General features: G+C 71.5%; 23 protein-coding genes. 8 read left to right on the top strand and 15 right to left on the bottom strand.

Features of this window, described 5'->3' with window-relative positions; genetic code table 11:
• Nucleotides 1–4 precede the first annotated feature (4 nt).
• Nucleotides 5–1450: an MFS transporter gene (locus ACFQU4_RS23160; protein ID WP_377496424.1), complete on the bottom strand. Its 1446-nt coding sequence runs from the start codon at nt 1448–1450 to the stop codon at nt 5–7.
• A gap of 61 nt (nt 1451–1511) precedes the next feature.
• On the opposite strand from ACFQU4_RS23160, the gene ACFQU4_RS23155 reads away from it, so the two are divergent.
• Nucleotides 1512–2018, top strand: a complete 507-nt coding sequence (locus tag ACFQU4_RS23155) for a winged helix-turn-helix transcriptional regulator (RefSeq protein ID WP_377496422.1) — start codon at nt 1512–1514, stop codon at nt 2016–2018.
• Here ACFQU4_RS23155 and ACFQU4_RS23150 read toward each other — a convergent pair whose 3' ends face one another.
• Entirely contained in the window at nt 2019–3167 is a 1149-nt protein-coding gene (locus ACFQU4_RS23150) for a PrsW family intramembrane metalloprotease (protein WP_377496420.1), read from the bottom strand. It abuts the gene before it with no gap.
• Entirely contained in the window at nt 3160–3693 is a 534-nt protein-coding gene (locus tag ACFQU4_RS23145; RefSeq protein ID WP_377496418.1) for a hypothetical protein, read from the bottom strand. The genes ACFQU4_RS23150 and ACFQU4_RS23145 overlap by 8 nt, the downstream gene beginning before the upstream one ends.
• A gap of 137 nt (nt 3694–3830) precedes the next feature.
• Between ACFQU4_RS23145 and ACFQU4_RS23140 the strand changes: the two genes are divergently transcribed.
• The gene (locus ACFQU4_RS23140) at nt 3831–4706 is read left to right on the top strand and encodes an aminoglycoside phosphotransferase family protein (RefSeq protein WP_377496416.1); all 876 of its coding nucleotides are present in this window, start codon (nt 3831–3833) and stop codon (nt 4704–4706) included.
• Between the two features lie 14 nt (nt 4707–4720).
• Here ACFQU4_RS23140 and ACFQU4_RS23135 read toward each other — a convergent pair whose 3' ends face one another.
• The 3 genes from ACFQU4_RS23135 to ACFQU4_RS23125 are packed head-to-tail and all read right to left on the bottom strand — an operon-like array spanning nt 4721 to nt 7728.
• Entirely contained in the window at nt 4721–5575 is an 855-nt protein-coding gene (locus ACFQU4_RS23135; RefSeq protein WP_377496414.1) for an ABC transporter ATP-binding protein, read from the bottom strand.
• 3 nt (nt 5576–5578) lie between these two features.
• Nucleotides 5579–6673, bottom strand: a complete 1095-nt coding sequence (locus ACFQU4_RS23130) for a FecCD family ABC transporter permease (protein ID WP_377496412.1) — start codon at nt 6671–6673, stop codon at nt 5579–5581.
• The gene (locus tag ACFQU4_RS23125; protein WP_377496410.1) at nt 6670–7728 is read right to left on the bottom strand and encodes a FecCD family ABC transporter permease; all 1059 of its coding nucleotides are present in this window, start codon (nt 7726–7728) and stop codon (nt 6670–6672) included. The genes ACFQU4_RS23130 and ACFQU4_RS23125 overlap by 4 nt, the downstream gene beginning before the upstream one ends.
• Nucleotides 7729–7852: 124 nt before the next feature.
• Here ACFQU4_RS23125 and ACFQU4_RS23120 point away from each other — a divergent pair, with 124 nt between their 5' ends.
• Genes ACFQU4_RS23120 through ACFQU4_RS23110 form a run of 3 tightly spaced genes read left to right on the top strand, consistent with a single transcriptional unit; the run spans nt 7853 to nt 11000 of the window.
• Nucleotides 7853–8482 carry a TetR/AcrR family transcriptional regulator gene (locus tag ACFQU4_RS23120; RefSeq protein ID WP_377496408.1) on the top strand — a complete coding sequence of 210 codons (630 nt, stop codon included), beginning with the start codon at nt 7853–7855 and terminating at the stop codon, nt 8480–8482.
• On the top strand, nt 8482–9390 hold the full coding sequence (locus ACFQU4_RS23115; protein WP_377496406.1) for an ATP-binding cassette domain-containing protein: 909 nt from the start codon (nt 8482–8484) through the stop codon (nt 9388–9390). Before ACFQU4_RS23120 ends, ACFQU4_RS23115 begins: the two co-directional genes overlap by 1 nt.
• Nucleotides 9387–11000: an ABC transporter permease gene (locus ACFQU4_RS23110; protein WP_377496404.1), complete on the top strand. Its 1614-nt coding sequence runs from the start codon at nt 9387–9389 to the stop codon at nt 10998–11000. Before ACFQU4_RS23115 ends, ACFQU4_RS23110 begins: the two co-directional genes overlap by 4 nt.
• Here the strand turns inward: ACFQU4_RS23110 and ACFQU4_RS23105 are convergent.
• Nucleotides 10917–12194 carry a type II CAAX prenyl endopeptidase Rce1 family protein gene (locus ACFQU4_RS23105; RefSeq protein WP_377496401.1) on the bottom strand — a complete coding sequence of 426 codons (1278 nt, stop codon included), beginning with the start codon at nt 12192–12194 and terminating at the stop codon, nt 10917–10919. The two genes, ACFQU4_RS23110 and ACFQU4_RS23105, sit on opposite strands and share 84 nt — an antisense overlap.
• A 49-nt stretch (nt 12195–12243) precedes the next feature.
• On the opposite strand from ACFQU4_RS23105, the gene ACFQU4_RS23100 reads away from it, so the two are divergent.
• Nucleotides 12244–13092 (top strand): oxygenase MpaB family protein, encoded by an 849-nt coding sequence (locus ACFQU4_RS23100; protein ID WP_377496399.1) that lies wholly within the window; start codon nt 12244–12246, stop codon nt 13090–13092.
• A gap of 62 nt (nt 13093–13154) precedes the next feature.
• On the opposite strand, the gene ACFQU4_RS23095 is transcribed toward ACFQU4_RS23100, so the two are convergent.
• A complete protein-coding gene (locus tag ACFQU4_RS23095) occupies nt 13155–15593 on the bottom strand; it encodes a sodium-translocating pyrophosphatase (RefSeq protein ID WP_377496397.1) in 2439 nt (812 codons plus the stop codon).
• A 228-nt stretch (nt 15594–15821) separates the two neighbouring features.
• Between ACFQU4_RS23095 and ACFQU4_RS23090 the strand changes: the two genes are divergently transcribed.
• Both ACFQU4_RS23090 and ACFQU4_RS23085 read left to right on the top strand, forming a co-directional pair.
• Complete coding sequence (locus tag ACFQU4_RS23090) at nt 15822–18104, top strand: DEAD/DEAH box helicase (RefSeq protein ID WP_377496395.1); 2283 nt, start codon at nt 15822–15824, stop codon at nt 18102–18104.
• A 107-nt stretch (nt 18105–18211) separates the two neighbouring features.
• Nucleotides 18212–18874 (top strand): hypothetical protein, encoded by a 663-nt coding sequence (locus ACFQU4_RS23085; protein WP_377496392.1) that lies wholly within the window; start codon nt 18212–18214, stop codon nt 18872–18874.
• A 270-nt stretch (nt 18875–19144) separates the two neighbouring features.
• Here the strand turns inward: ACFQU4_RS23085 and ACFQU4_RS23080 are convergent, their stop codons facing one another.
• From ACFQU4_RS23080 to ssd, 7 genes are all read right to left on the bottom strand, one after another.
• The gene (locus ACFQU4_RS23080; RefSeq protein ID WP_377496939.1) at nt 19145–19660 is read right to left on the bottom strand and encodes an Rv3654c family TadE-like protein; all 516 of its coding nucleotides are present in this window, start codon (nt 19658–19660) and stop codon (nt 19145–19147) included.
• Nucleotides 19661–19701: 41 nt separating this feature from the next.
• Nucleotides 19702–20028: a TadE family type IV pilus minor pilin gene (locus tag ACFQU4_RS23075; protein ID WP_377496390.1), complete on the bottom strand. Its 327-nt coding sequence runs from the start codon at nt 20026–20028 to the stop codon at nt 19702–19704.
• Between the two features lie 77 nt (nt 20029–20105).
• Nucleotides 20106–20351 carry a DUF4244 domain-containing protein gene (locus ACFQU4_RS23070; protein ID WP_377496388.1) on the bottom strand — a complete coding sequence of 82 codons (246 nt, stop codon included), beginning with the start codon at nt 20349–20351 and terminating at the stop codon, nt 20106–20108.
• A 959-nt stretch (nt 20352–21310) separates the two neighbouring features.
• The gene (locus ACFQU4_RS23065; RefSeq protein ID WP_377496386.1) at nt 21311–22102 is read right to left on the bottom strand and encodes a type II secretion system F family protein; all 792 of its coding nucleotides are present in this window, start codon (nt 22100–22102) and stop codon (nt 21311–21313) included.
• A gap of 27 nt (nt 22103–22129) precedes the next feature.
• Nucleotides 22130–22939 (bottom strand): type II secretion system F family protein, encoded by an 810-nt coding sequence (locus ACFQU4_RS23060; protein WP_377496384.1) that lies wholly within the window; start codon nt 22937–22939, stop codon nt 22130–22132.
• A complete protein-coding gene (locus ACFQU4_RS23055) occupies nt 22936–24087 on the bottom strand; it encodes a TadA family conjugal transfer-associated ATPase (protein WP_377496382.1) in 1152 nt (383 codons plus the stop codon). The genes ACFQU4_RS23060 and ACFQU4_RS23055 overlap by 4 nt, the downstream gene beginning before the upstream one ends.
• Nucleotides 24088–24096: 9 nt before the next feature.
• Nucleotides 24097–25245 (bottom strand): septum site-determining protein Ssd, encoded by a 1149-nt coding sequence (ssd, locus tag ACFQU4_RS23050; RefSeq protein WP_377496380.1) that lies wholly within the window; start codon nt 25243–25245, stop codon nt 24097–24099.
• Between the last annotated feature and the right edge of the window lie 389 nt (nt 25246–25634).

Below are 25634 nucleotides of genomic sequence, written 5' to 3'. Positions count from 1 at the left end.
CGCATCATCCCACTGCGGGCTCGCCCCCCGCGCGCCGGTTCAAGATCACCCGCCGGTTCAAGATCAGGACTGCCAGTCCGCCGAGCGCGGACAGGATGGTCGTGACGAGGGCCGCCGCCGACCAACCGGCGGTGAGCTGATCGCCGGCCGGCTCGCCGGGGCTGGTGCCGTGCAGCAGCAGGATCCCGGTGAGCGTGACACCGATCGCCGAACCGAGATAGCGGGCCGTGTTGTTGACGCCCGACCCGAAGCTGCCGTGGCCGGCCGGGACGCTGGCCACCGCTTCCCGGCCGAGACCGGCATTGAGGACGCCGCTCGCGACGCCGGCCAGCAGCAGCCCGGGCGCGATGGTCTCGAAGCTGTGCGCCGGGATCATCAGCGCCTGGCCGGCGGCGACCCCGAACAGTCCGATCGCCAGCTGGGTGCCGCCGCTGATCCGGTGCGCCAGCGGCCGGACCAGCAGCGCGGCCACGACGCTGGTGCCGGACCACAGGGTCAGGGTGCCGGCCGCGGTCAGGGTGGTGAAGCCCAGCCCGTTGATCAAGTACGTCATCGAGACCGAGCACAAGGCGATGATCCCGAGTCCGGTGGTCAGTCCGGCCAGCACCTGCCCGGTGAACCGGGCACCGCGGAACAGGCGCGGGTCGAGCATCGGCCGGGCCACCCGCAGCTCGATGATCACGAACGCCACCGACAGCAGTACGCCGACGATGATCACCAGGATCGGCAGGTACGGGTTCGGGGCCAGCCGCAACCAGACCAGGCCGGTCAAGATCACCACCATGGCCGCGACGAACATCGCCCCGCCCAGGAAGTCCGGCCGCTGCCGGGTCGGCAGCCGGGACTCGGCCAGCCTGACCCGCGCGATCACCGCGGCCGCCAACGAGGCCGTACCGAGAAGCAGGTAGGCCGCCCACCAGGCGCCGATCACGTGCCCCGCGGCCGCGAACAAGGGACCCGCGGTGATGCCCGCACCGAGGGCCGCGCCCCAGATCCCGGTCGCCGTGGTCCGCCGGGCCGGCTCCGGATGACCGGTCGCGATCAGGCCGAGGCTGGCGCCGATGATCGCCGCGCCGCCGACACCGGCCAGGAACCTTCCGGCCAGGTAGACCCCGATGTTCGGCACCACCGCGGCGAACGAGCCGGCGGCCAGCACCAGGCAGCCGATCAGGAACAGCCGGCGCCGGCCATGATCATCGGCCAGCCGGCCCGCGATCAGCAGCGCGCCGGCCAGGCCGACGCTCATCGAGCTGAGGATCCAGGCACTCTCGGCCGGGCTCGCGTGCAGCGCGGCGACGATCGTCGGCAGGTCGGCCAGCGGCAGAGTGAAGGCGACCAGCGCCAGGAACGTCCCGAGCGAGGTGACAGCGAGGATCGGCCCGGTCCGGGGCACCGTAGGCGTCGCCGACGGTTCGAGGCGCGGCCCCACGACAGCCTTTGGTCTGATCACAAGACCAAACTGTAAGCCCGATTTTGGTTCGGTGACAAGACCAGAATGCTAGGCTGGGCCCGTGCCGCTGGGGAAGGACTACGCCGAACAGGACTGCGGGATCGCCCGCACGCTTGAGATCGTGGGCGAGCGCTGGACCATGCTGATCGTCCGGGACTGCCTGTACGGGGTGACCCGGTTCTCCGATCTCCAGGCGCATCTCGACATCTCCAAGGCCGTGCTCGCCGAACGACTGGAGGGACTGGTCATGCACGGCGTGCTGGAGAAGACCACCGGCCCCGGGCACCCCGAATACCTGCTCACCCCGGCCGGCCGCGCCCTGTGGCCGTTGATCAACGCGATGGCCCAGTGGGGCAACGAGCACGGGCACGGGGGCCGGCGGCCGAATCGTTCCTTCCGGCACGCCGCGTGCGGGACCAAGATCGACATCCACGGGTTCTGCCCGACCTGCCGGACCGTTCCGCCGGTGTCCGACATCGAGTCCGTACCGGAACGGAAGTCGAGCCGGACCGATCCGGTCACCGAACGGCTCCGCGGCCCGCACCGGATGCTCGATCCGCTGCGCTAGCTAGGACCTTCGATTCGGCGGCACGATCCGGTCCAGCTCGGCCCGGGCCTCGCTGATCAGCAGCCGGGCCCGGCGCGCGTCGCGGTCCCGGTTCGGGTTGTCCAGGTTGCCCAGGGCGACGGCAAGATCGATCTGCGCCTGGTGCAGAGTCTGGACGCCGCGCTCCCCGGCGCCACCGGCGATGCCCCGGACCAGCCGGCGGGCCCGGCGCCGGTTGCCCAGGGTGCGCAGATCCTCCAGCTCGTCGGGCGTGATCGTCTGCGGCGGCTCGCCGGCGAGTTGATCACGGAACCAGGCGAACTCGCGCCGCGCCGGAACCCGGTACATCAGCCAGACGAACAGTCCGACGATGATCATCTTCGGGATCAGGCTGAGCAGCCCGAGATCGGCCAGCCAGGGGCTGTTCCAGAGGAAGTGGACGGCCCAACCGCCCAGCACACCGAGCCCGGCGACCGCGATCCGGCGCTGCCACGGCAGCTGCACCTGGGTGATCGCGTAGCCCAGGCCGTACCCGACGAGGGCGCTGTAGACCCAGTGGCTGGTGGCCCCGACCAGGACCCGGCTGAGGCTCACCGCGATCGCGCCGGTCCAGTCACTGTTGGGATCGTTGAGGGCCGAGGTGTACGCGTACGAGAGGTTCTCCACGACCTGGAAGCCGAGCCCGGTCGCCGCGCCGAGGATGAACCCGTCCAGGGTCCGCTGCAGATGGGTCCGGCAGAGCAGCATGATCAACAGGATCCCGATCCCCTTGAGCCACTCCTCGGTCAGCGGCCCGGCGATCGCCGGTCCCCACTTCTCGCTGAGCTCGGTGCCGCCGACCGCGACCAGCAGTTCCAGGAACGCCCGGTTCGGGAGCACCGCGAGCGTCGCCGCGGTGCCGCCCCAGATCGCGCAGCCCCACAGCAGCGAGGCCGGCTCCTTCTCGAACGGGTCCAGTCGCAGGATCAACCAGGTGATCAACGCGGCCATGATCAGGTTCGTCGGCAGCCAGGCCACCGGCGCCGCCAGCGTCCAGCCGGCGGCCGGGAAGACGACGAACGGCAGGTGATAGAACACGGCGTAGCCGATCGGGATCACGATCGCCCAGAACAAGATCCGGCGCGGCTGCCAGAGGCCCGGCCCGCGGCCGGCCAGCGCGAGGTCAGCCATGGAGGAACAACACGTCCTGAGCCAGCTGCCGGACGACTGTGGTCTGGTCACTGGTCAGCCGGCGGCCGATGGTCACCACCGCGGTGCGCTCGCTGGTCACGATGATCAGTTCGGTGCCGTCCGAGCCCGCCGCCATGATCACCGACGGGTCACTTCCGGGCCGGTCCAGCTCGACCAGGTCCGGGATGCGGTGCAGTCGGGCCAACCGGAGCAGCGTCACCGCCGGGTCGGCGACGTTGCCGATCACCTTGATCGACACCTGGGCCTCGCCCAGAGTCGCGTCCAGTTGGGCTCGGGTGCGTTGCCGCGGCCGGGTCCAGCCGACCAGGGGATCCAGCGACAGGCCCACGGTCATCGCCCCCGGCGTGCTCAACTGCGCGCTCTCGCCCTTGCTGATCTTGGTGGCCGGAATCGGGTTCGCCTCGGCCAGCCCGACCGGCACCAGGACCATCAGCAGCAGCGCAACCCAGCAGGCCCCGGCGGCGAACACCTCGCGCGGGCCCGCATCGGCCGAGCTTGCACCCATGCCTCCATCGTCGTGGCCACAGCGGGCTACGGCAAGATCATTCGCCCGGCGTCGGGGCCCGGCCCGAGGAATTCGAGTTGCGGGTTCGGCCGCGCCGTTCAATACTCCGGCGGGAGCATACGGGAGAGGCAGGCTGAATGATCATGCACGAGGGGCAGCTCGAGATCGACACCGACCTGGTGCGGAGCCTGCTCGCCGAGCAGTTCCCGGACTGGGCCGAGCTGCCGATCACGCCGGTGCGTTCGACCGGCACGGTCAACGCGCTGTTCCGGCTCGGCGACGAACTCAGCGTCCGGCTGCCGTTGATGCCGCACCACGCCGACGACCTGGCCCGCGAGCTCCGCTGGCTGCCGACCTTGGCGCCGCACCTGCCGCTCCGGATCCCGCAGGCCGCCGCGGCCGGTACGCCGACCCAGCGGTTCCCGCATCTGTGGGCGGTCTACGCCTGGATCGAGGGACGGCCGTACGACGAGGCGGCGATCACCGACGAGGCGGAGGCCGGCACCGCGCTGGCCGACTTCGTCCACGCACTGCACGAGATCCCGGTCGAGCCGGAGGTCCCGCCGGCCGGCCGCCGGCCGCTCGCCGAACTCGAGGCGGACACCCGCCGCGCGATCACCCAGTCGGCCCCCGAGATCGACGTCGCCGCGGCGCTGCGGGCCTGGGACCGGGCCCTCGAGCTGCCGCCCTACACCGACCCCCGGCAGTGGATCCACTCCGACCTGCTGCGGCCCAACCTCGTCGTGGACGGCGGCCGGATCGCGGCCGTGATCGACTTCGGCGGCACCGGCGCCGGGGATCCGGCCCTCGATCTGATCGCCGCCTGGGCGACGTTCGGTCCCCGGGGCCGAGCCGCGTACGCCGAGCGGCTGCAGCCCGCCGAGGAGGACTGGGAGCGGGCCCGCGGCTACGCCCTGCACCAGGCCGCGCTGATCATCCCGTACTACCGGATCACCAACCCGGACTTCGTCGTCCTGGCCGCCCGGACGATCGAACAGCTGCTGGCGGACTGACCCTCAGTCGAGGCTCAGCGCAGCTCGTCGTCGGGCTGGTCGCAGTGGTGCCGGCCGATCGGGATGATCGTCGGCGTCCGGGACACCGGGTCGGTGATGATCTTGGCCCGCATGCCGAAGACCCGGTCGACGTTCTCCGTGGTGATCACGTCCACCGGCTTGCCCTGGGCGACGATCTGGCCGTCGCACATCGCGATCAGATGATCGGCATAGCGGGCAGCCAGGTTCAGGTCGTGCATGACGATCACGATGGTGGTGCCGCGCCGCCGGTTCAGGTCGGTCAGCAGATCGAGCACGTCGATCTGGTGGGTCAGGTCGAGATAGGTGGTCGGCTCGTCCAGCAGCAGCAGGTCGGTCTCCTGCGCCAGGGCCATCGCGATCCACACCCGCTGCCGCTGGCCGCCGCTCATCTCCTCGATCGGCCGCCCGGCCAGGTCGACGATGTCGGTCGCGGCCAGCGCCTCGGCGACCGCGCGGTCGTCGTCGGCGGTCCACTGCCGGAACCAGCCCTGGTGCGGATAGCGCCCGCGGCCGACCAGGTCGGCGACGGTGATCCCCTCCGGCGCCGTCGGAGCCTGCGGCAGCAGCCCCATGATCTTGGCCACTTCCTTGCTCGGCATCGTGGCGATGCTCCGGCCGTCCAGCAGCACCCGGCCGCCGGTCGGGGTGAGCAGCCGGGCCATGCCGCGCAGCAGGGTCGACTTGCCGCAGCCGTTGGCGCCGATGATCACGCTCACCTGGCCGGTCGGGATCTCGACCGTCAGGTTCTGGACGATCTTCCGCTCGCCGTAGCCGAGATCGAGCTCGACGGCCTCCAGCGTGTGCTCGACCGCAGGCCGTACCTCGATCGGTACCTCCAGTGCGACCATCGCTCAGCCCCCATTTCCGACACGGTTGGAAACGATCAAGAGATAGATCAGGTACGGCGCTCCGATGGCCGCGGTCAGCACGCCGACCGGCAGCTGCATCGGCAGCAGGTGCTGACCGACGAAGTCGGCCGCCGTCACCACCACGGCTCCGACCAGCGCGGCCGGGATCAGCGCGACCCCGGTCCCCCGGGTCAGCCGGCGGGCGATCGGCCCGGACACGAAGGCCACGAAGCCGACCGGGCCGGCGGCCGCCGTGGCGATCGCCGCCAGCGCGACCCCGAACAGGATCAGCAGCAGCCGGTACACCTCGACCCGAATGCCGATGCTCTTCGCCGTGTCGTCGCCCAGCTGCAGTCCGGACAGCGCCGCGCCCGCCCACAACGTCAGCGGAACGATCACCGCGGTCAGCACCAGCAGCGGCACCATCTTCGCGTTCGAGGCACCGTTCAGGCTTCCGGTCAGCCAGAGCAGCGCGACCTGGGCGTCGTTCACCTCGGCCCGGGTCATCAGGTAGTCGATCACCGAGGCGAGCATCGCCGCGACACCGATTCCGACCAGCACCAGGCGATAGCCGGCCAGACCCTTCCGCCAGGCCAGGGCGTAGATCACGCCGGCGGTGATCACGGCGCCGACCAGCGAGATCCCGGAGACGGCGAACCCGCCCAGCCCGAAGACCAGGATCGCCACCACGGCGCTGGCGCTGGCGCCCGAGGTGATCCCGATGATGTCCGGGCTGGCCAGCGGGTTCTTGATCATGGACTGGAAGATCGCGCCGGACATGCCGAAGCAGAGGCCGATCGCCATCCCGGTCACCACCCGGGGCAGCCGGAGGTCGTACACGATGAAGTTGGTGGCCCGGGTCCCGCGCCCGGTCAGCGACGCGAACAGCTGCTGCGGCGAGATCGGGTAGTCGCCGACCACCATGCAGGCGACGAACAGCCCGAGCAGGACGGCGGCGAGGACCAGCGACACCATGACGACCCGGCGGCGCAGCCGACGCCGCACCGCACGGACGACGCCGATCGTGCCGCCCAGCGGAGCCGCGGCATCGCTGTGATGTTGGAAGGCGGGGGGATCTTGGGTGGTCGCGGCGGTCACAGGTCGGCCAGCTTCTTGCGACGGACCAGCGCGATGAACACCGGCGCACCGATCACCGCGGTGACGATCGCGACCTGCACCTCACCGGGCGGGGCGATCACCCGGCCGACGATGTCGGCCGAGAGCAGCAGGATCGGCGCCAAGATCATCGAGTACGGAAGGATCCAGCGGTAGTCCGGACCGGTGATCATCCGGGCGACGTGCGGGATGGTCAGGCCGATGAAGCCGATCGGGCCGCAGGCGGCGGTCGCGGCACCGCAGAGCAGCACCACCGCGGCGGCCGACAGGACCCGGGACAGCATCACGTTGGCCCCCAGCGACGTGGCGACGTCCTCGCCGAGCGACAGGGTGTTCAGCACCCGGCCGAGGACCAGCGCGAGCACCGCACCGACCAGCAGGAACGGCCCGACCTGCAGCGCCACAGTGAGGTCCCGGCCGGCCAGCGCCCCGACCTGCCAGAACCGGAACTGGTCGAAGGTGGACTGGTTGAACAGCAGGAACGAGGTGGTCACCGCGCCACAGGCGGCCGACACGGCAGCCCCGGCCAGGGCCAGCTTGATCGGCGTCGCGCCCTCCCGGCCGAGCGACGCGACGCTGTAGACCACGACCGCGGCGACCCCGGCGCCGATGAAAGCGAACCAGACGTAGCCGAGCACCGACCCGATGCCGAAGATCGAGATCGCCAGCACCACGAACAGGGCCGCGCCGGAGTTGACGCCGAGGATGCCCGGGTCGGCCAACGGGTTGCGGGTGACGCCCTGCATCACCGCACCGGCCAGGCCGAGCGCCCCGCCGACCATCAGGCCGAGCACGGTCCGCGGGATCCGGTAGTTCAAGATCACCAGATGGTCGGTGTTCTGTGCGTCGTAGCTGATCAGCGCCTGCAGCGTGGTGTCGAGACTGATCGAGCGGGTGCCGACGGCGATGCTGAGGAAGCAGAGCAGAACGACGATGCCGATGCCGACAAGGACCCCGACCAAACGGAGTGAGGTCCGCCGAAGCGGCGAACGAACCCCCGGTTGATCGGCGGCCTGCGCCACCGTCAACGTACTCATAAGGGAAGCCTAACCTGGATCCAAACCTCGCGAAACTTGCCGACTGCGGAGTGGACCGAGACGCCCGTCACAGCTTCGCGCTGGACAGTTGTACAGGCGACTGGACAGTTGTACAGTCACCGTTATGACGGTACGACCACCGGAGGACCTCACCGCGCGGGCCCGGATCCGGGATGCGGCGATGGAAGTCTTCGCCGAGCGCGGCTGGAAGGCAGCGACGATCCGCGCGATCGCCGAACGGGCCGGCGTCTCGCCGGCGCTGCTGCAGCACCACTTCGGCACCAAGGAACAGCTCCGGGCTGCCTGTGATGATCATGTCCTGGACTACCTGCGGCAGGGCGTCACGCTCGGCATCGACGAGGGCCAACTCGGCCAGCCCGGGTTCGCCACCGAGATCTACCAGTCCGCGCCGCCCGTCGTGCGCTACCTGGTCCGGGCGCTGGTCGACGGGTCGCCCGGCTCGGCGTTGATCTTCGAACGCATCGTCGAGCTGACCGTTCCCTACCTCAGGGCGCGCGACGACGGCGTCGATCCCAAGATCAGAGCGGCCGTCCTGGTGGCGATGCGCCTCGGGCCGGTCGTGCTCGGCCCGCAGCTGTCCACCCTGATCGGCGGCGAGCTGCTGTCCGAACAGGGCGCCCGCACCGTCGGCGCCGCGATGCTCGACATCCTCGACCCGGAACTGTTCGACGCCTCGATCAACGAGCAGGCGCGCCGGGCGGTCCGTCCCGAATCCGCAGAGCAGGAGCAATGATGAGCAGCACCCCCACGAGTGAGTCCGTGATCATGGTGTCGGACCTGATCAAGCGGTACGGCTCCGCGCTCGCCCTGGACGGCTTCCGGCTGGAGGTCGCGCCGGGCGAGGTGCACGGGTTCCTCGGCCCCAACGGCGCCGGCAAGACGACGACGATCAGGATCCTGCTCGGCCTGCTCCGGGCCGACGCCGGGTCGGTCTCCGTGTTCGGCCTGGACCCGTGGACCGACGCGACCGAGGTGCATGCCCGGCTGGCCTACGTGCCGGGTGACGTCACCCTCTGGCCTTCGCTCACCGGCGGCGAGGTGATCGACCTGATCACCCGGCTGAACGGCCGCACCCCGGCCCGGTTGCCGGAGTTGCTGGAGCGGTTCGAACTCGACCCGACCAAGAAGTGCCGTACCTACTCCAAGGGCAACCGGCAAAAGGTCGCCCTGGTCGCGGCGTTCGCCTCCGAGGCCGAGTTGTTGATCTTCGACGAGCCGACCTCCGGCCTCGACCCGCTGATGGAGCAGGTGTTCGGCGACGAGCTCGAGGCGGCCAAGCGGCGCGGCGCCACCGTGCTGCTGTCCAGCCACATCCTGTCCGAGGCGGAACGGCTCTGCGACCGGCTCAGCATCATCCGGGCCGGCCGGCTGGTCGCGTCGGCGCCGCTGGAGCAGCTGCGCGGAGCTCGGCACAGCGTCGTCACCGCGCAGCTGGACCGGGCGCCGCGGCTGGAGTCGATCACCGGCCTCGAGGACCTCCAGGTGGACGGCGGCTCGCTGCGCTGCCGGGTCGATCCGGCCGCCCTGGACGACCTGCTGCGGGCGCTTGCCGAAGCCGGGGTACGGGGCGTGACGATCACGCCGCCCACCCTGGAAGAGGTCTTCCTCAGCCACTACCAGACCGAACCGGTGCAAGCATGACCACGCTCACCGCTGCTCCGCAGGCCCGGCTCGGCCACGCCCGGCCCTCCATGATCGCCGGCACCGGGCTGCTGGTCCGGCTGCACCTGCGCCGGGACCGGGTGCTGCTCGCGGTCTGGACGCTCGCCCTCGGCCTGCTGCCGGCCGCGATGGTGTCGGCCACCCGGGTGGCGTACCCGACCGATCAGGACATGATCAACTTCGCCTCGGTCGCACTGTCCAGCCCGTCCCAGCTGGCCACCCGCGGGCCGGTCTTCGCGGCCACGCTCGGCGGCCTGGTCGCCTGGACGGTGGCCAGTTCCGGTGCCCTGGTCCAGTCGGTGGTGACCATCCTGATCACGGTCCGGCACACCCGGGCCGACGAGCAGACCGGCCGCCAGGAGACCTTGTCCACCACCGCGATCGGCCGGCTCGCACCGCTGGCCGCCGCGGTCTCGGTGACCATGATCGGCAATCTCGCGGTCGGGCTGGTCGCCACCCTCGGCCTGCTGGTGCAGGGCCAGGCCCCGGTCGGCTCGCTGTTGATCGGCGCCGTCTTCGCCGGCACCGGCCTGTTCTTCGCCGGCGTCACCGCGCTGATCGCCCAGCTGGCCCAGAGCGGCGCCGCGTACGCGATCTCCTTCATCGTCCTCGGCGTCGGGTTCGCCCTGGCCGCGGCCGGCGACCTGGCCCGGTCCTGGCTGGTCTGGCTGAGCCCGATCGGCTGGGCCCGGCACACCGAGGCGTTCGCCGGCGATCACGGCTGGGTGCCGCTGCTGCCGGCGGCGGGTGGCGTGCTGACCATGATCATCGCGGGCCGGCTCGCGCTGCGCCGTGATCTTGGGGCCGGGCTGATCCCGCCGCGGCCGGGCCGGGCCCGGGCCACCGCGCTGCTCTCCTCGCCGCTCGGGCTGGCCTGGCGCCGGCACCGGTCGGCGGTGGCCGGCTGGGCGCTCGGTCTCGGCACCCTCGGGCTGCTGCTCGGCTCGGTGACCCAGTCGCTGGACGCCCAGCTGAACACGCCGGCCTTCCAGCAGCTCAGCGGATCGACCGGCGGCGGCAGCGTCAGCGAGGTGTTCTTCCTCTTCATCGTGTACGTGCTCGCCCAGGTGGCGACCGCGGCCGCGCTGGCCACCGCGCTCGGCCTGCGCGGCGACGAACGGACCGGGCTCGCCGAGCCGATCCTGGTCACCCGGACCTCGCGGACCGCCTGGGCGTTCGGCGACCTCACCATGGCCGCACTGACCGGCGCGGCCGTGCTGGCCGCGATAGGGCTGGCGGCCGGACTCACCTCCGGCACCGGCCTGACGCTGGCGGCGATGACGCTGGGCTACCTGCCGGCGGTGCTGATCATGATCGGGCTCGCGGTGGCCCTGACCGGCTGGCTGCCCCGGGCCGCCGGCCCGGTCTGCTGGACCGTGCTCAGCCTGCTGCTGGTGCTGGATCTGCTGGGCGAGTTCCGGCTGGTGCCGGAACAGGTGCTCTGGCTGTCCCCGTACGCGCTCACCTTCAGCGGGCAGCTCGGCCGGCTGCCGCTGGTGCCGGCGCTAGCCGGGCTGACCGGGCTGGCCGTACTGCTGACCGGGATCGGGATAGCCGGGCTGCGCCGGCGCGACCTGAGCAACGGGTGAGTTGGGCGGCGCCGGCCGGTAGAGCCGGTCGATCTTGGCCACCTTCGCCTGCCACAGGATCAGCGCGACGGCGATCGCGTCCACCACGGCGGACATGATCAAGGTGATCGGCGACCCGGTGGTCTCCGGCCCCACCAGCGCATCCTCCCAGCCGCCGAAGATCATGATGCTGACGAAGATCAGCACGTTGTTGACGGTGTGGATGGCGATCGCCGCCTCCAGCCCGCCGGTACGCCAGGTCAGGATCACCGCGGCCACCGCGAACAGCCCGATGTCCGCCAGCACGAAGAAGTCCAGGCTGCCGTGCGCGAGCGCGAAGACCGCCGAGGACAGCACGGTGGCGATCACGATCGCGACGATCGGGTGCCGGATCCAGCTGCCCACGTTCTGCAGGATCCAGGCGCGGAAGCCGTACTCCTCGGCGGCGCACTGCAGCGGCGTGGTCAGCAGGACCAAGATCAGCATGGCCACCCACTGCTCCGGCCGCGGCGACGCGGCCGGGAAGAACACCTGGCCGAGCCCGAGATAGATCACCCACAACGGAGCCACGGTGATCAGGCAGCGGGCCAGCCAGCCCCAGCGGACCCGGCCGGCCACCGAGGTGGTGTAGCCGGTCTTGAGCCCGTGCGCGATCCGGTTCGCCAGCAGCACCGACGGGATCAGCGCGATCAAGATCAGATTGTTGAAGAGGAACGCGTCCGGTCCGAGGTCGCCGCCGGTCAGCGACGTCATGGTCTCGTCGATGCTGCGGCCGATCACCGCGGAATAGATCATGAACGCGACCGTCAGCAGCACCACCTGGACGATCCAGAAGCCGGCCGCCAGCAGCAGCGAGATCAGCGGCCGCCACCAGCGGCGGCGCGGGCCGCGGAACAGCTGCTGGTATTCGCTCGGTTCCGTCGGCAGCGGCGAGACCGGCGCCACGGGCGCCGGCGGGTACGGGTACGGCTGCTGAGCGGGATACGGCTGCGGGCTGCCGGGATAGGCCTGCTGCAGACCGCCCTGATACGGCTGCGGCTGCGCCCCGCCCGAGTACTGCTGCGGCTGAGGACCGCCCGAGTACGGCTGCGGCTGCTGCTGCGGACCGCCCGGATACGCCTGCTGCTCCGGGGGCGGACCGCCCGGGTACGGCTGCTGCTGCGGACCGGCGGAATAGGGCTGCTGCGGCTGCTGCGGACCCGGGGGAGCGCTCATGTCGGCCAAGTCTGCCAGCCCGCCGATCGCGTGCGGTTACGCTCGAAGCGTGCAGGGGATCCGGACCGCGTTGGTGCAGGCGGTCCGCCAACCCGTCGCCGGCGACCGGTTCGAGGAGCACCACGCCCGGATCTGGCACACGCCGGGTCCGCGCTGGTTCGCCGAGGGCGACCCGATCCGTACCGTGCACTCCGACATCGCGATGCTGATCGGCGGCATCCGGGCCCTGCTGCTGCAGTCCCTGCATCCGGTCGCGATGCGCGGCGTGACCGAGCACTCGGACTTCCGTACCGACCCGCTGGGCCGGCTGCAGCGGACCAGCAGGTTCATCACGGTGACGACGTTCGGCACGGTGCCCGACGCCGAACGCGCGATCGCCAAGGTGCGCGGCATCCACCGCCGGGTCCGCGGCGCCGCCCGGGACGAGCCGGGCGGCCGGGCCTACCGGGCCGACGACCCCGACCTGCTGCTCTGGGTGCACGCCGCCGAGATCGACAGCTTCCTGGAGGCCCATCGGGCGTTCGGCGCGGCGCCGCTCGACGCGGCCGGCTACGACCGGTACGTGGACCAGACCAGGCTGGTGGCCGGCCGGCTCGGCGTACCGGATCCGCCGGGGACGCGGGCCTCGCTGACCGCGGTGATCGAGGGCTACCGGCCGGACCTGACCCGCGGGCCGGGCTCCGACGAGGTGGTGCAACTGCTGCTGCGCCGGCCGCCGATCACCGGTCCGTCGGGGATCGGCTACCGGGCGCTCGCCGCCGGTGCCGTCTTCCTGCTGCCCACCTGGGCCAGGGTTCAGCTCGGCCTGCCCGCCACCGACCGGCTGCCGGCCCGCGCCGTCGCCAACCGGCTGACCCGGATCCTGCGCTGGGCGCTGGCCGGCGACACCGCCGTGTGACGTACCGGAAAAAGACGAATCCCCCGCACGCTCTGCGTACGGGGGATTCGGCCTGACTCTGACTACTTGCGCGACTCGGACGTCTCCGGCTCCTGCTCCGGAGCGGCCTCCGGCTCGGCCGGCTGCTCCGCGACGGGCTGCGACGGCAGCTCGTTCAGGGCGTCGGACGGATTGCCGGGCAGGCCGTCCAGGCCCGGGTTCGGCTCGTCCTCGGCCATCGACTGGCCGCGCCGGGTGCTGATCGCGACCGCGACCACGATGATCGCCAGGGCGATCACCGCGATGACGTACCGGAGCGGGCTGGGCGAGGTGCTCAGCGGCGACATCGCGACGACGGCCGGAGCGATCAGCACCGCGACCAGGTTCATCACCTTGATCAGCGGGTTGATCGCCGGGCCGGCGGTGTCCTTGAACGGGTCGCCGACGGTGTCGCCGATCACGGTCGCCTCGTGGGCCGGGGAACCCTTGCCACCGTGGTGACCGTCCTCGACCAGCTTCTTCGCGTTGTCCCACGCGCCACCGGAGTTGGCCAGGAAGACCGCCATCAGGGTGCCGCATACGATCGCACCGGCCAGATAGCCGGCCAGCGCCGGAGCGCCGAGACCGAAACCGACGGCGATCGGGGCCAGCAGTGCCAGCAGACCCGGCGTTGCCAGCTCACGCAGCGAGTCCTTGGTGCAGATGTCGACGACCTTGCCGTACTCCGGCTTGCCGGTCCCTTCCATGATCCCGGGGATCTCGCGGAACTGGCGACGCACCTCGAACACGACCGCGCCGGCGGCCCGACCGACGGCGCTGATGGCCAGGCCGGAGAAGAGGAACACGACCGCGGCACCGGCGATCAGGCCGACCAGGGTCTCCGGCGCGAACACCACGGCCTGCGCGGTGAACTCGGCGTACCGTTCGGCCAGCACGCCGCGGATCGCGTCCGTGTAAGAGCCGAACAGCGCGGTGGCGGCGAGCACGGCGGTCGCGATCGCAATGCCCTTGGTGATTGCCTTCGTGGTATTGCCGACCGCGTCCAGCTCGGTCAGGATCTGCGCACCCTCGCCGTCGACGTCGCCCGACATCTCGGCGATGCCCTGGGCGTTGTCGGAGACCGGGCCGAAGGTGTCCATCGCGACGATCACGCCTACGGTGGTCAGCAGACCACAACCGGCCAGGGCGATCGCGAACAGGGCCACGATGCCGACACCGCCGAGCAGGAACGCGGCGTACACGGCGGCACCGATGACCAGCGCCGTGTAGACGGCGGACTCCAGGCCGACCGAGATGCCAGACAGCACGACGGTGGCCGCGCCGGTCAGCGAGGTCTTGCCGACCTCCCGTACCGGACGGTCCTCGGTGCCGGTGTAGTGGCCGGTCAGCGACAGGATGATCGCGGCCAGCACGATGCCGATCAACACCGAGCCGAACGCGACGATCCGCGGATCGTCGATCGGGCCGTTGAACACCAGACCCTCGACGTTCAGCGCGGCGAAGCTCGACGGCAGATAGACGAAGGCGGCGATGCCACAGAGCACCGCCGAGATGCCGGCGGAGATGTAGAAGGAACGGTTGATCGTCCGCAGCCCGTTCTCGCCGGCGCGCGGCTTGGTCAGGAAGACGCCGATGATCGCGGTGATCACGCCGATGGCCGGCACGATCAGCGGGAAGACCAGGCCGGCCTCGCCGAACGCGGCCTTGCCCAGGATCAGCGAGGCGACCAGGGTCACCGCGTAGGACTCGAACAGATCGGCCGCCATGCCGGCGCAGTCTCCGACGTTGTCACCGACGTTGTCGGCGATGGTCGCCGCATTGCGCGGGTCGTCCTCGGGGATGTTCTGCTCGACCTTGCCGACCAGGTCGGCGCCGACGTCGGCGGCCTTCGTGAAGATGCCACCGCCGACTCGCATGAACATGGCGAGCATCGCGGCGCCGAAGCCGAAGCCCTCGAGGATGGTCGGGGCGTCGCCGCGGAAGATCAGCACCACGACGGCGGCACCGAGCAGGCCGAGGCCGACGGTCGACATGCCGACGTGGGCGCCGGTACGGAACGCGATCCGCATCGCCGGGTTACGGCCGTCGTCCTCGCGGGCTGCCGCGGCCACCCGCACGTTGGCGCGCACAGCGAGCCACATGCCGAGGTAGCCGATCATCGCCGAGAACAGCGCGCCCAGCAGGAACGCCACCGAGCGGGCGCCGCGGAGCACCCATTCGTTGAAGGCGCCGTCGCCGTGGACCGGCAACACCAGCAGCAGGAGGAACGCGATCACCGCGAACACGCCGAGGGTCTTGAACTGACGGGTGAGGAACGCCGAGGCGCCCTCCTGCACCGCCTGGGCGATCCGCTGCATGTTGGGTGTGCCGTCGCCGGCGGCGAGCACTTCCCGGCGGAAGATCAGGGCCATCACGAGAGCGACGAGCGCGATCGCAGCGACGACGGCAACCAGGGTCAGGTTGATCCCTGACAGGTCGACGGCAAGCGGCAGCACTTCCAGCGCACGTGGAAGTCCGGGCATACGGGGTCCTCCTGAGACATGGGTGACGCACGCGCCGGGTGCGGCGCAATGGCGGGCAGTCTAACCACCATGTGCACTGGTTTGCTCATCGGTCCCGAAGGCCGTACCCGAAAACCTCCGAGACGCCCGTCACAGTGGCCCCGAGGCGTGCACGTACGGTGAAGCCGCCGCCTTCCCCGGAGGCGACTCCGGCGGAAAGCGTCAGAACAATAAGGAAAGCTGATCGAGGTGGAGTTGCTGAGTCGGGCCGACCGGGTGCGCTATCGCCATCTGGTGCCGGCGCGCACCGCCCGGGCGGCCGATTGGCCGGACTGGGTGCCGGCCGAGGTCCGGGACGCGGTCGCCCGGCGGGGCGGGATCGAAGGCCTCTGGCGGCACCAGGCCGAGGCTGCGGACAGCCTGTTCCGGGGCCGGCACACCGCGCTCGCCACGGGTACGGCCTCGGGGAAGTCGCTCGGCTATCTGCTGCCGGTGCTGACCGCGACGTACGGCGGGCCGGCAGCGGCGGGCGGACTGGCGGCGCCGGACCGGGACCCGCTGTTGCGTCCGCGGCGCCCGCACACCGCTCTCTATCTGGCCCCGACCAAGGCGCTGGCCCACGACCAGCTGCGGACCGGCGCCGAGCTCGGTCCGGCGGGTTGGCCGATCGCGGCGATCGACGGGGACAGCGCGCCGGAGCAGCGGGACTGGGCGCGTGACTTCGCCTCCTATGTCCTGACGAACCCGGATCTGCTGCACGCCTCGATCCTGCCCGGGCACGAGCGCTGGTCCTCCTTCCTCTCCTCGCTGCGGTACGTGGTGATCGACGAGGCGCACCGGTATCGCGGCGTCTTCGGATCGCAGGTCGGGTGCGTGCTGCGCCGGTTGCGCCGGGTGGCCGAGCGGTACGGGGCTCGGCCCGTCTTCGCGCTGGCCTCGGCGACCGGCTCGGACATCGAACGGCTGGCGGCCGAGCTGGTCGGCGTCGACGCGGTCGAGGTGGCGCCGGTGACCGAGGACGGCTCGCCGCACGGGGTGGTCCGGATGGAGTTGTGGCAGCCCGAGCGATCGGTGGAGTCGGAGGCGTCGACGCTGCTCGCCGAGCTGGTCGCCGAGGGACGGCAGACGATCGCGTTCACCCCGTCCCGGCGGATGGCCGAGCTGGTCGCGCTGCAGGCCAGGGAGCACCTCGATGATCATCCGTCGGGTGCCCGGATCGAGTCGTACCGGGGCGGCTATCTGGCCTCGGACCGCCGCGCCGTGGAACGCTCGCTGCTGGACCGGTCGATCATGGGCGTGGCCGCGACCAACGCCCTGGAGCTGGGCATCGACATCGCCGGCATGGACGCGGTGATCATGGCCGGCCTGCCGGGCAGCCGGGCCGCGATGTGGCAGCAGGCGGGCCGGGCCGGGCGACGCGGCGGCGACGCCGACGTGATCATCATGATGCGGCAGGATCCGCTGGACCAGTATCTCGCCGATCACCCGGACGAACTGTTCGCGGCTCCGCCGGAACCGGTCGTCCTGGACGCTCAGAACCCTTACATCCTGGCGCCCCAGCTGACCGCGGCCGCCCAGGAGTTGCCCCTGACGGCCCGGGACACGGCCTATTTCGGCCCGACCGCGCCGGCCTTGATCAAGGGCCTTTGTGATCATGGTGTGCTGCGCCGGCGACCGGACGGCGCCTACTGGACCAGGGCCGAACGGGCCGTCGACGGGATCGACCTGCGGTCCATCGGCGGCCGGCCGGTGGAGATCGTCGACGAGTCCACCGGGCGGGTGCTCGGCCACGCCGACCGGGCCAGCGCCGACGCGACCGTCTATCCCGGAGCGGTCTATCTGCACCAGGGCGAGACGTACCTGTGCCAGGAACTTGATCTTGAAGCCGGCGAGGCGATGGTCACCCCCGCCCGGCCCGGCTACTACACCCAGGCCCAGGTGTCGCAGCAGGTGCAGATCGTCGACGAGCGCGAGGCCGTCACCTCCGGGGCGGGCCGGCTCCGGCTGGGCCGGGTCGACGTGATCTCCCGGGTGATCGGCTACCTGCGCCGGGACGAGGCGACCGGCGCGGTCTGGGACTCCAACCCGCTCGACCTCCCGGAACGTCGGATGCGGACCGCGGCCTGCTGGTGGACCGTGACCGTCGATGATCATGAGATGTCGGCGGCCCAGCTCGGCGGCGCGGTGCACGGCGCCGAACACGCCCTGGTCGGGCTGCTGCCGCTGTTCGCCCGCTGCGACCGGGGCGACGTGGCCGGCGTCTCGGCGGTGGCGCACGCCGACACGGGCGCCCCGACGGTGTTCCTGCACGACGCCCATCCCGGTGGGTCGGGCTTCGCCCGGCTCGCCTTCCTGGCCGGCCAGGAACTCATCCGGGCCGCCGCGGACCGGGTTGATCACTGCCCATGTCAGGCGGGCTGCCCCGCCTGCGTCGTCTCCGCACAGTGCGGTCGCGGCAACACCCCGTTGGACAAGGCCGGAGCCGGGGCGCTGCTGGGCCGGCTGCTCGACCGGACGCCCGAACTGACCTGAACCGGTCCCGCCCGTGCTGCGGGGGCTGATTCAGCGAACCGGCCGGGACCCGCGAGGGGTGCCCGATTGCCCACACCTGCCGGCATCCGGGGTCCATAATGACCGGCATGATCCCGGTAGCTGTGGTGCTGGTCGTCCTCGTGATCGTGTTCACCATCGCGATCATCATCGGAAACCCGCAATCCTTCGATCTTCAGATCTTCGTGGCCCGGATCCCGGCCAACATCACCGGGGTGTACGTCACCGGCGCCGTGACCATGCTCGTCCTCGCCGTCGCCGGCTGGCTGCTCTGGTCCGGCCTGGTCCGGCTCCGCTCCCAGCAGAAGGAGATCAAGGCGCTCAAGGCCGCCGCCGGGGTCCGCGGCAAGTCGCTGCCGGGCAAGGGCGCGACCACGAGCGGTGCGGCGTCGAAGGAGACGCGAACCGCCGGCGACCCGGCAGCCAAGGCCGACGCGACCGGGCGGACCGCCGATCCCTCGGACGCGAAGGAGTCGGGCACCAAGAAGTCCGACGCCGACCCGGCCGACTCCGCCACCGCCTCCCGACGCGGCGACTCCTCCCGAGGCAGCGCGCTGGATCTCGATGAGCCCGCCGACCCCTCGGCACGCGGGTCGGCCGGCGCGGGCCGCGAGCCCGGCCGTACCTCCTCCGGGAAGGACCGTTCCGGCCGGCGCGGCCGTTCGGAGGACGGCGAGACCACCGCCGACGAGCGCCGCCGGATGCTCGACGAGGCCGACGAACTCACGCGGGACGACGACTCCAAGTCCTGACCTCCCGGATCATCGGCCGCAGGTGATCATCCTTCGGGGGTGGCCTTCATCCTGGGGAGGCCTTCATCCTGGCGTGACCTTCATCCTGGCGTGACCTTCATCCTGGCGTGACCCTCATCCTGGCGTGACCCTCATCCTGGCGTGACCACCATCCTGGCGTGACCACCATTCGCGGCGACGACCATCCAGGGTGACCATCGAGGTCGGGGCGGGGACGAGCACGAACTCGCGACCGGTTGTCGCGATCCGATCCTGAAGCGCCCCCTCCCCTCAGGGCGGGCTGGACACCGGGCCGGCGTGGGCCTTCGCGCTGACCGATTCCGGGAGTCCCGGCCACAGGGGTGGCACGTCGCGACGGACCTGGATCGTGATCACGAAGTCCAGCTGATCGCCGACCACGTCGCAGGTCGTCATCGTGGTCCGATTGGCTCGGGCGATCGAGGTCGCCGTCGCACAGCCGTCGCCGCCGTCAGTTCGGGCCACGGCTCCGCTGAGTGCGGCGAGGTCCGCGGCCGCCCGGGCCTGGTGCACCGCGACCGCGTACCCGGCGACGCAGGTGCCGACGAACGCGAGCACGGTGATCACGATCATGACCCCGACCATGAGCATCGTCCCGCTCCCCCGCTCGTCGCGCGGCGGCAGCCATCGGCTCGCGGACAGCCCGTTTCCGCCATCTACGGCATCCCCGGGCGATCTTGATCGCCTGCGCCGGCGACGGCCCGCCGGTCCCTCTCCGGTACCTCCTGCTTCCCCGAGCGAGCGCGACCGACCGCGCCGGCTGTTCATGATCATGAGCTGTCCTCCGTCCTCGGATTCCGCGCGGACCGTCAACCCGATTCGCCCGGCTCGGTTACCACTTCCGCCGAAGCGGTCAGCGGCACCGCAGGCACCAGCGCCGACAGCGGCCGCGCCTCGAGCCGCACCGTGACGATCGTGGTGTTGCCCGACCTGTCGATCATGATCACCGCGTCGTCGGGAGCATCCTGCTTCGCGCGGGCGATGCCGGTCTCGTCACCCCGGGCCGCCTGCCGCGCGACCTCCGCTGCCGTGTCACCGCACTGCAGCTGCAGAACGATCAGGCCGATGCCCCAGCTCAGCAGGCTGAGTAGCGCCAGGGCCGCCAGGATGGAGACGGCCAACTCGGCCGTCACCATCCCGCGGTCCCGGAACCGGCTCATGCCGGCGTCGCCCGATCGCTGCCGCTGATCACTCGTCGGCATGGCCGGTCCGGTCACTTCAGCAGGCCGGTCAACCTGCCGATGATGTCCAGAACGACCTTCACCAGCGACTCTTCGACCGGACCGCTCGTCACGATCGCGAGCAGCACCCCGGCCAGAGCCGCGGCGGCAACGATCCCGAGCACCCACTCGGCGCTGACCAGGCCCCGTTCGTCTCGATGGAGCACCGGCTTCCGCGCCCCGGGCTCGGCGTCGACCAGCTCCAGCTCCGCCTTCGTACCCTTCATGATCTCCGACATTTCCTGCTCCTTCACTCACGCACCGTCGGCTCGCCGAGCGATGCCGCATCCACCGCGGATACGCCCGGGAGTCTGCGCAGTTCTGCCGCAATCGACCGCAGGGAAAGAAATCTGTTGATAAGACAACGGACAACACCGCGGCTGTGGACAACCTGGATCCGGTTCCCGGCCCACGCTTCCGCCGCCGATCCGCGACCGGTGCACCTATCCGCGACCGATGCAACGGTCGCGGACGGGCGAAACGGTCGCGTATGGACGCGGCAGTCGCAGCCGTGGCCGAGAAGTCGCGAGGAAGCTCGAGAGGTCGTGGGTGGGCCGTCACGGCGCGCAAGTCCAGGAGGTCGATCACCAGGAGGAAAGACCCGACACCGAGGGGCCGGGCAACGCAGCTCCCGAGCCCGTGAAGTCGATCACCAGAGGAACAAGGCGCGGAGGCAGCGGACCGTCGCGGCGAGGCCCAGAAGTCGATCACCAGGTGCGTAAGGGGAGCCGCAGGCTGCGCCCCAGCGTGGAGCAGGGCGGTGATCATGACAGCAGAACGCGGAGCAAGGCGGAGAACCTGGCGCGAGTACAAGAGCATGTGGCGAAACCGATGGCTCGAAGACGAGCCGATGGCCGGCCGGGGCCCAGCCGGGTGCCAGGCCTACGGACCGGCTGGCGACGACGGGCGTGCGCTCGGCCGGCATGCGACGGCGGACCTGCCCGGTAGCCGGCATGCGGCGAGGGACCAGCCCGGGAGCCGGCATGCCACGACGGACCTGCCCGGGAGCCTGCACCCGATAACGGGACGTGGCCGAATACATTCCGACGACGATCGCGCGAGTCCACCTTCCGACACCGAGCCTTCGCCAGCCCAACTTCAGACACCAGGCAGGCCGACCAACCCTGGAGATCCCTCGGGTACGGATGCCGGGCGGACCGACCCGCGCGCAGCCGATCCGGACCGAGCCATGAATGGATCAGTGGGTGCCGAAGACCTTCAGCAGGGCCGAGGCGACGGTCGGGACGATGCCGATCAGGATGAAGGCCGGGACGAAACAGGCCATCAGGGGCAGCACCGAACGGACACCTACTGCCCTGGCGACGATCTCGATCGCCGCCCGCCGGCGCTGCCGGGCGAGTTCCGCGTGCCGCCGGAGCGCTTCCGCCAGCCTGGTCCCCGATTCCACCGAACGGGCCAGGTCCACCGCAGCCGGTGCCCAGACCGGGTCCCGGCGCAGCTCGCGCCAGGCCTCCTCCTCGGGCCGGCCGAGGTCGATCTGGGCGATCACCCGGTGCAGGTCCTCGGCGACCGGGCCGACGGACGCGGCGGCCACCTCCCGGACCGCGCCGCGCAACGGCAGGCCGGCACCGACGGCGGCACCGAGCAGGGCCAGGACCTGCGGCAGGTCCATGATCAGTTGCTGCCGTCTCCGCCGGTACGCACCCGTCTCGACCCAGCCGGTCGCGACGACGGCCCCGAGACCGGCCCCGCCCGCCGGCAGCATGATCATCAGGCCGAGCTCGGGCAGCCGGACCAGGCCGACCATGATCACCGCGATCATGATCATGAAGCCGGCCGCCATCCGCAGCCGGAGCGCGGGCGCGCCGGGACGCCCGTCGAGCCACCGCCGGAGGCCGGCCAGCCGGTCCCGATCACCTTCGGTGTCCTCGCCGAGCAGTTCCGCCCGGCGACGTGGGCCGCGCATCGCCAGCGCCAGGGTCAGCCCGGCCAGTCCGGCGGAGGCGATCAGCCAGGTCGTGCCGTCCATCGATTCCTCCCTCTCCTCGTGCTCCGCCTACTCGTGCTCCGCCTGCCGGGCCAGCGCATCGACCCAGAGGATGCCGGCGGCCGCGAGCAGGGTGCCGCCGACCAGGCAGGCCCAGCCCACCGGCTCGCGCCAGAGGAAGGCGAGCGGGTCGCCGCCGATCAGGTAGCCGAGGCCGATCCCGAGCAGCGGCAGCACGGCCATGATCTTGCCGCTGGCCCGTGGCGCCGCCAGTTCGCCGGCGACCATCAGCCGCACCGTCTGATCGGCACCGAGACTGTCGGCGATCTGGTCGAGGACGACCGAGAGCGGTGCGCCGGTGGCCCGGCAGACCTCCCAGCCGCGAGCCAGGTGGAGCAGTCCGGCATGGCCGGGCAGCCGGGACTGGCGGCGCCAGAGATCGGCGACATCGGCGCCGAGCCGGTCGGCCCGGTCGGCGTCGGCGAGGACCGGGTGATCGACGGCGGCCGAGGCCAGTGCGTCGGCCGGGATCTTGCCGACCCGGACCTCGTTGGCGAGCGCCCGGCAGGCGTCGGCGATCTCGGCCTCGGCCCGGATCGACCGTCCCCGCCGACCACCGCCCATGATCATCCGGAGCGCCAGCCCGCCCATGATCACCCCGGCCGTCGCGTACGCAGCACCACGGCCGCCACCCAGCGTCCCGGCGACCACGACGACCGCGACGCCGAGTGGCACCAGCACCAGCCAGCGCCGCCGGCCGACCTGGCGGACCGGCACCTGGCCTCCGGCCGTGAGTCGGTCCAGCACCCGTCGACCGGGGCTGGACGGCATGATCAACACCGCGGCGAGCGCGGCCAGAGTCACGGCCAGCAGGGTCATGATCGCCCCAGGAGTCGTTCCAGGCGTGCGGCCGACGGTCCCCGGCACGGCCGGCCCTCCCGGTCGAAGGTCAGGGCCGGCTCGGCGATCACCAGCCCGCTGGCCCGGTCCTGGGTCAGCGTGGCGATCTCGCCGACTCGGCGCTGCCCGGTCCGGTCCCGGACCAGATGCACCACGACCTCGACGGCCGCCGCCAACTGGGCGTGCAGAGCCGATCGGCCGAGGCCGCCGAGCGCCGCCAGCGCCTCCAGCCGGGCGGGCACCTGACTCGCCGTGTTCGCGTGGACGGTGCCGCATCCGCCTTCGTGGCCGGTGTTGAGCGCGGCCAGCAGGTCGCACACCTCCGCGCCGCGCACCTCGCCGACGACCAGCCGGTCCGGCCTCATCCGCAGGCACTGCCGGACCAGGTCGGTCAACGTGACCGCCCCGACACCCTCGGCGTTGGCGGGCCGGCCCTCCAGCCGGACCACGTGCGGATGGCGCGGCGCGAGCTCCCGGGAGTCCTCGGCGATCACGATCCGTTCGGTCGGCGGGACCAGCCCGAGCAACGCGGCCAACAGCGTGGTCTTGCCCGAGCCCGTACCGCCGCTGATCAGGAACGCCGACCGCGATTCGATGATCGAGGTCAGCAGTTCGGCGGCCGGCTCGCTGACCGATCCCGAGGCGACGCAGTCGGCCAGCGAGAACGTACGTGCCGCGGGGATCCGCAGCGACAGACAGGTCCCCGGCGCCGCCAGGTTCGCCAGCACGGCGTGCACCCGGGTCCCGTCCGGCAGCCGGGCGTCGACGAACGGTGAGGCGTCGTCCAGCCGCCGGCCCACGGACGCGGCCAGCCGCTGGGCCAGCCGGCGCAGTTCGGTCTCGTCCGCGAACGCCAACTCGGTCCGGACCAGGCCGGCGCCGGCGTCGACGTACACCTCGCCGGGCCCGTTGACGACGATGTCGGTCACGCCGGGCAGCCGCAGCAGCGGCTCCAGCGGCCCGGCGCCGACGCTGTCCCGGCGCAGCACCTCCAGCGTCTCCAGGAGCACGGCGTCGGTCACCGCGGTGCCCTCCGCCCGCATCGCGGCCGCGACGTCCGCCGGCGTGTGTTCCCGGCCCAGGCCGGCCAGCCGGGCCCGGATCGGTTCGAGTTCCAGGGTGGTCATCGTGATCGCTCAGGCCGCTCGCCCGGGTCCGGTGCCGGACTCGACCAGGTCGTCGACGGTGTCCAGGTCGTCCAGCAGCCGCCGGCAGGCCCGGGCCAGCGAACTGCGGGCAGCACGGCCCGGCGGCTCGCCCCGATCGGCCGCCCGGGACACCGCGGCCTCGTCCTGGAAGGTCGCCGCGACCTCGATCCCGAGTCCGTCGCCGACGGTTGCCTCGTCCACCTGGCCGTTCGACCGGGTCCGCAGCACCGCGCCCACCGGCCCGCACCGCTCGTCCAGCTCGGCCAGGGTCTGCCGCGCGGCGGCCAGCCCGCGGAGCTCGCCGGAGACGACCAGGTAGGTCCGGTCGGCACGCCGGAGCACCTCGGCCGCGGCTTCGCTCGGAACCCTGGGCAGGTCGGCGACGACCAGGTCGTAGTCGCGCAGCCCGGCCAGCAGCACGGCCCGGATCGCCTCGGCCGGAAGCTCCGTCGGCGCGACGCCGGCCACCCGCGGCATCGCCAGCAGATCGACGCCCTCGACCCGCGGCAGCTGCCCGGCCAGCTCGCCCAGGTGCCCGCTGGCCCGCTCCAGCCGCGGCCAGCGCCAACCCGGCTCCTCCTCGGCTCCGAGCACCAGGTCGATCCCGCCGCCGCGCGGGTCGACGTCGAGCAGCAGCGTCGAACGGCCCGCCCGCGCCGCCTGGTACGCCAGCGCGGCGGCACAGGTGGTCGCACCGGCTCCGCCGGAACCGCCGACGAACGCGGCCAGCCTGGTGTCGGCGGCCCGCCCACCGCAGGCGTCGGCGACCGCGGCCGTCAGCCAGGACGACCCGCTCGGCAACAGGACGACGGCCGCGCTCAGCGGCCCGGACCAGCGCGGCGCCTCGCCACCGGCGTCGTCCGCTGCGACCAGGTACACGTCGTCCCGTCGCGGCAGCCCGAGCGTGGCCAACCGGGGCGCCACCTCGAGCCCGACGATCACCAGATCGGCGATCGACCAGAGTCCGCGGATCGCGCCGGCGTCGGGCAGCACGCGCGGCTCGACGCCCGCGGCCGCGGCGACCGCGAGCACCCGATCCAACAGTTCCGGGTCGGTGGCCAGGATGACGATCTGCGGGTAGCGGGGCGACGTGCCACCTTCGGCGTCCCCGCGGCCACGTCGTGGGGTGAGTTTCATGCCCGGGACTCTGCGCAGGAAACCCGCCGTCCGCCGCCCCGAAGAAAATCTGTGGACAACGAAAATCGTCCCGGCCGACCTGTGGACAAACCTGGTTCCATGATCAACTTCCGTAGTTGATCATGAACCGGCCGGATCCCGCGTCCGGCCGCACCCGGCCGACCCGAGGGCGCCGCAAACGGCACGGCTGATCACACCGATGAAACTCAAGCGTGCCACGAAATTGCTGGTCTACAAGGTCTTCTCATTGGCTCGAAATCGAGGTAGAAATAGCAGCAAGGAAAACGACTCGCGAACACCAGGTGGTCGGAGAAACGATCTTTCGAGATCCGTCCGGACAGTTGGAAGCGACGAGCCAGATTCCTTGTACGACAACCGAGTACCCACGC

Origin of the sequence: Microlunatus sp. GCM10028923, from assembly GCF_042666975.1 — a bacterium.
Classification (GTDB): Bacteria; Actinomycetota; Actinomycetes; order Propionibacteriales; family Propionibacteriaceae; genus Microlunatus.
The sequence above is the reverse complement of the archived record's forward strand: the minus strand, read 5'-3'. Positions and strand labels throughout refer to the sequence as shown.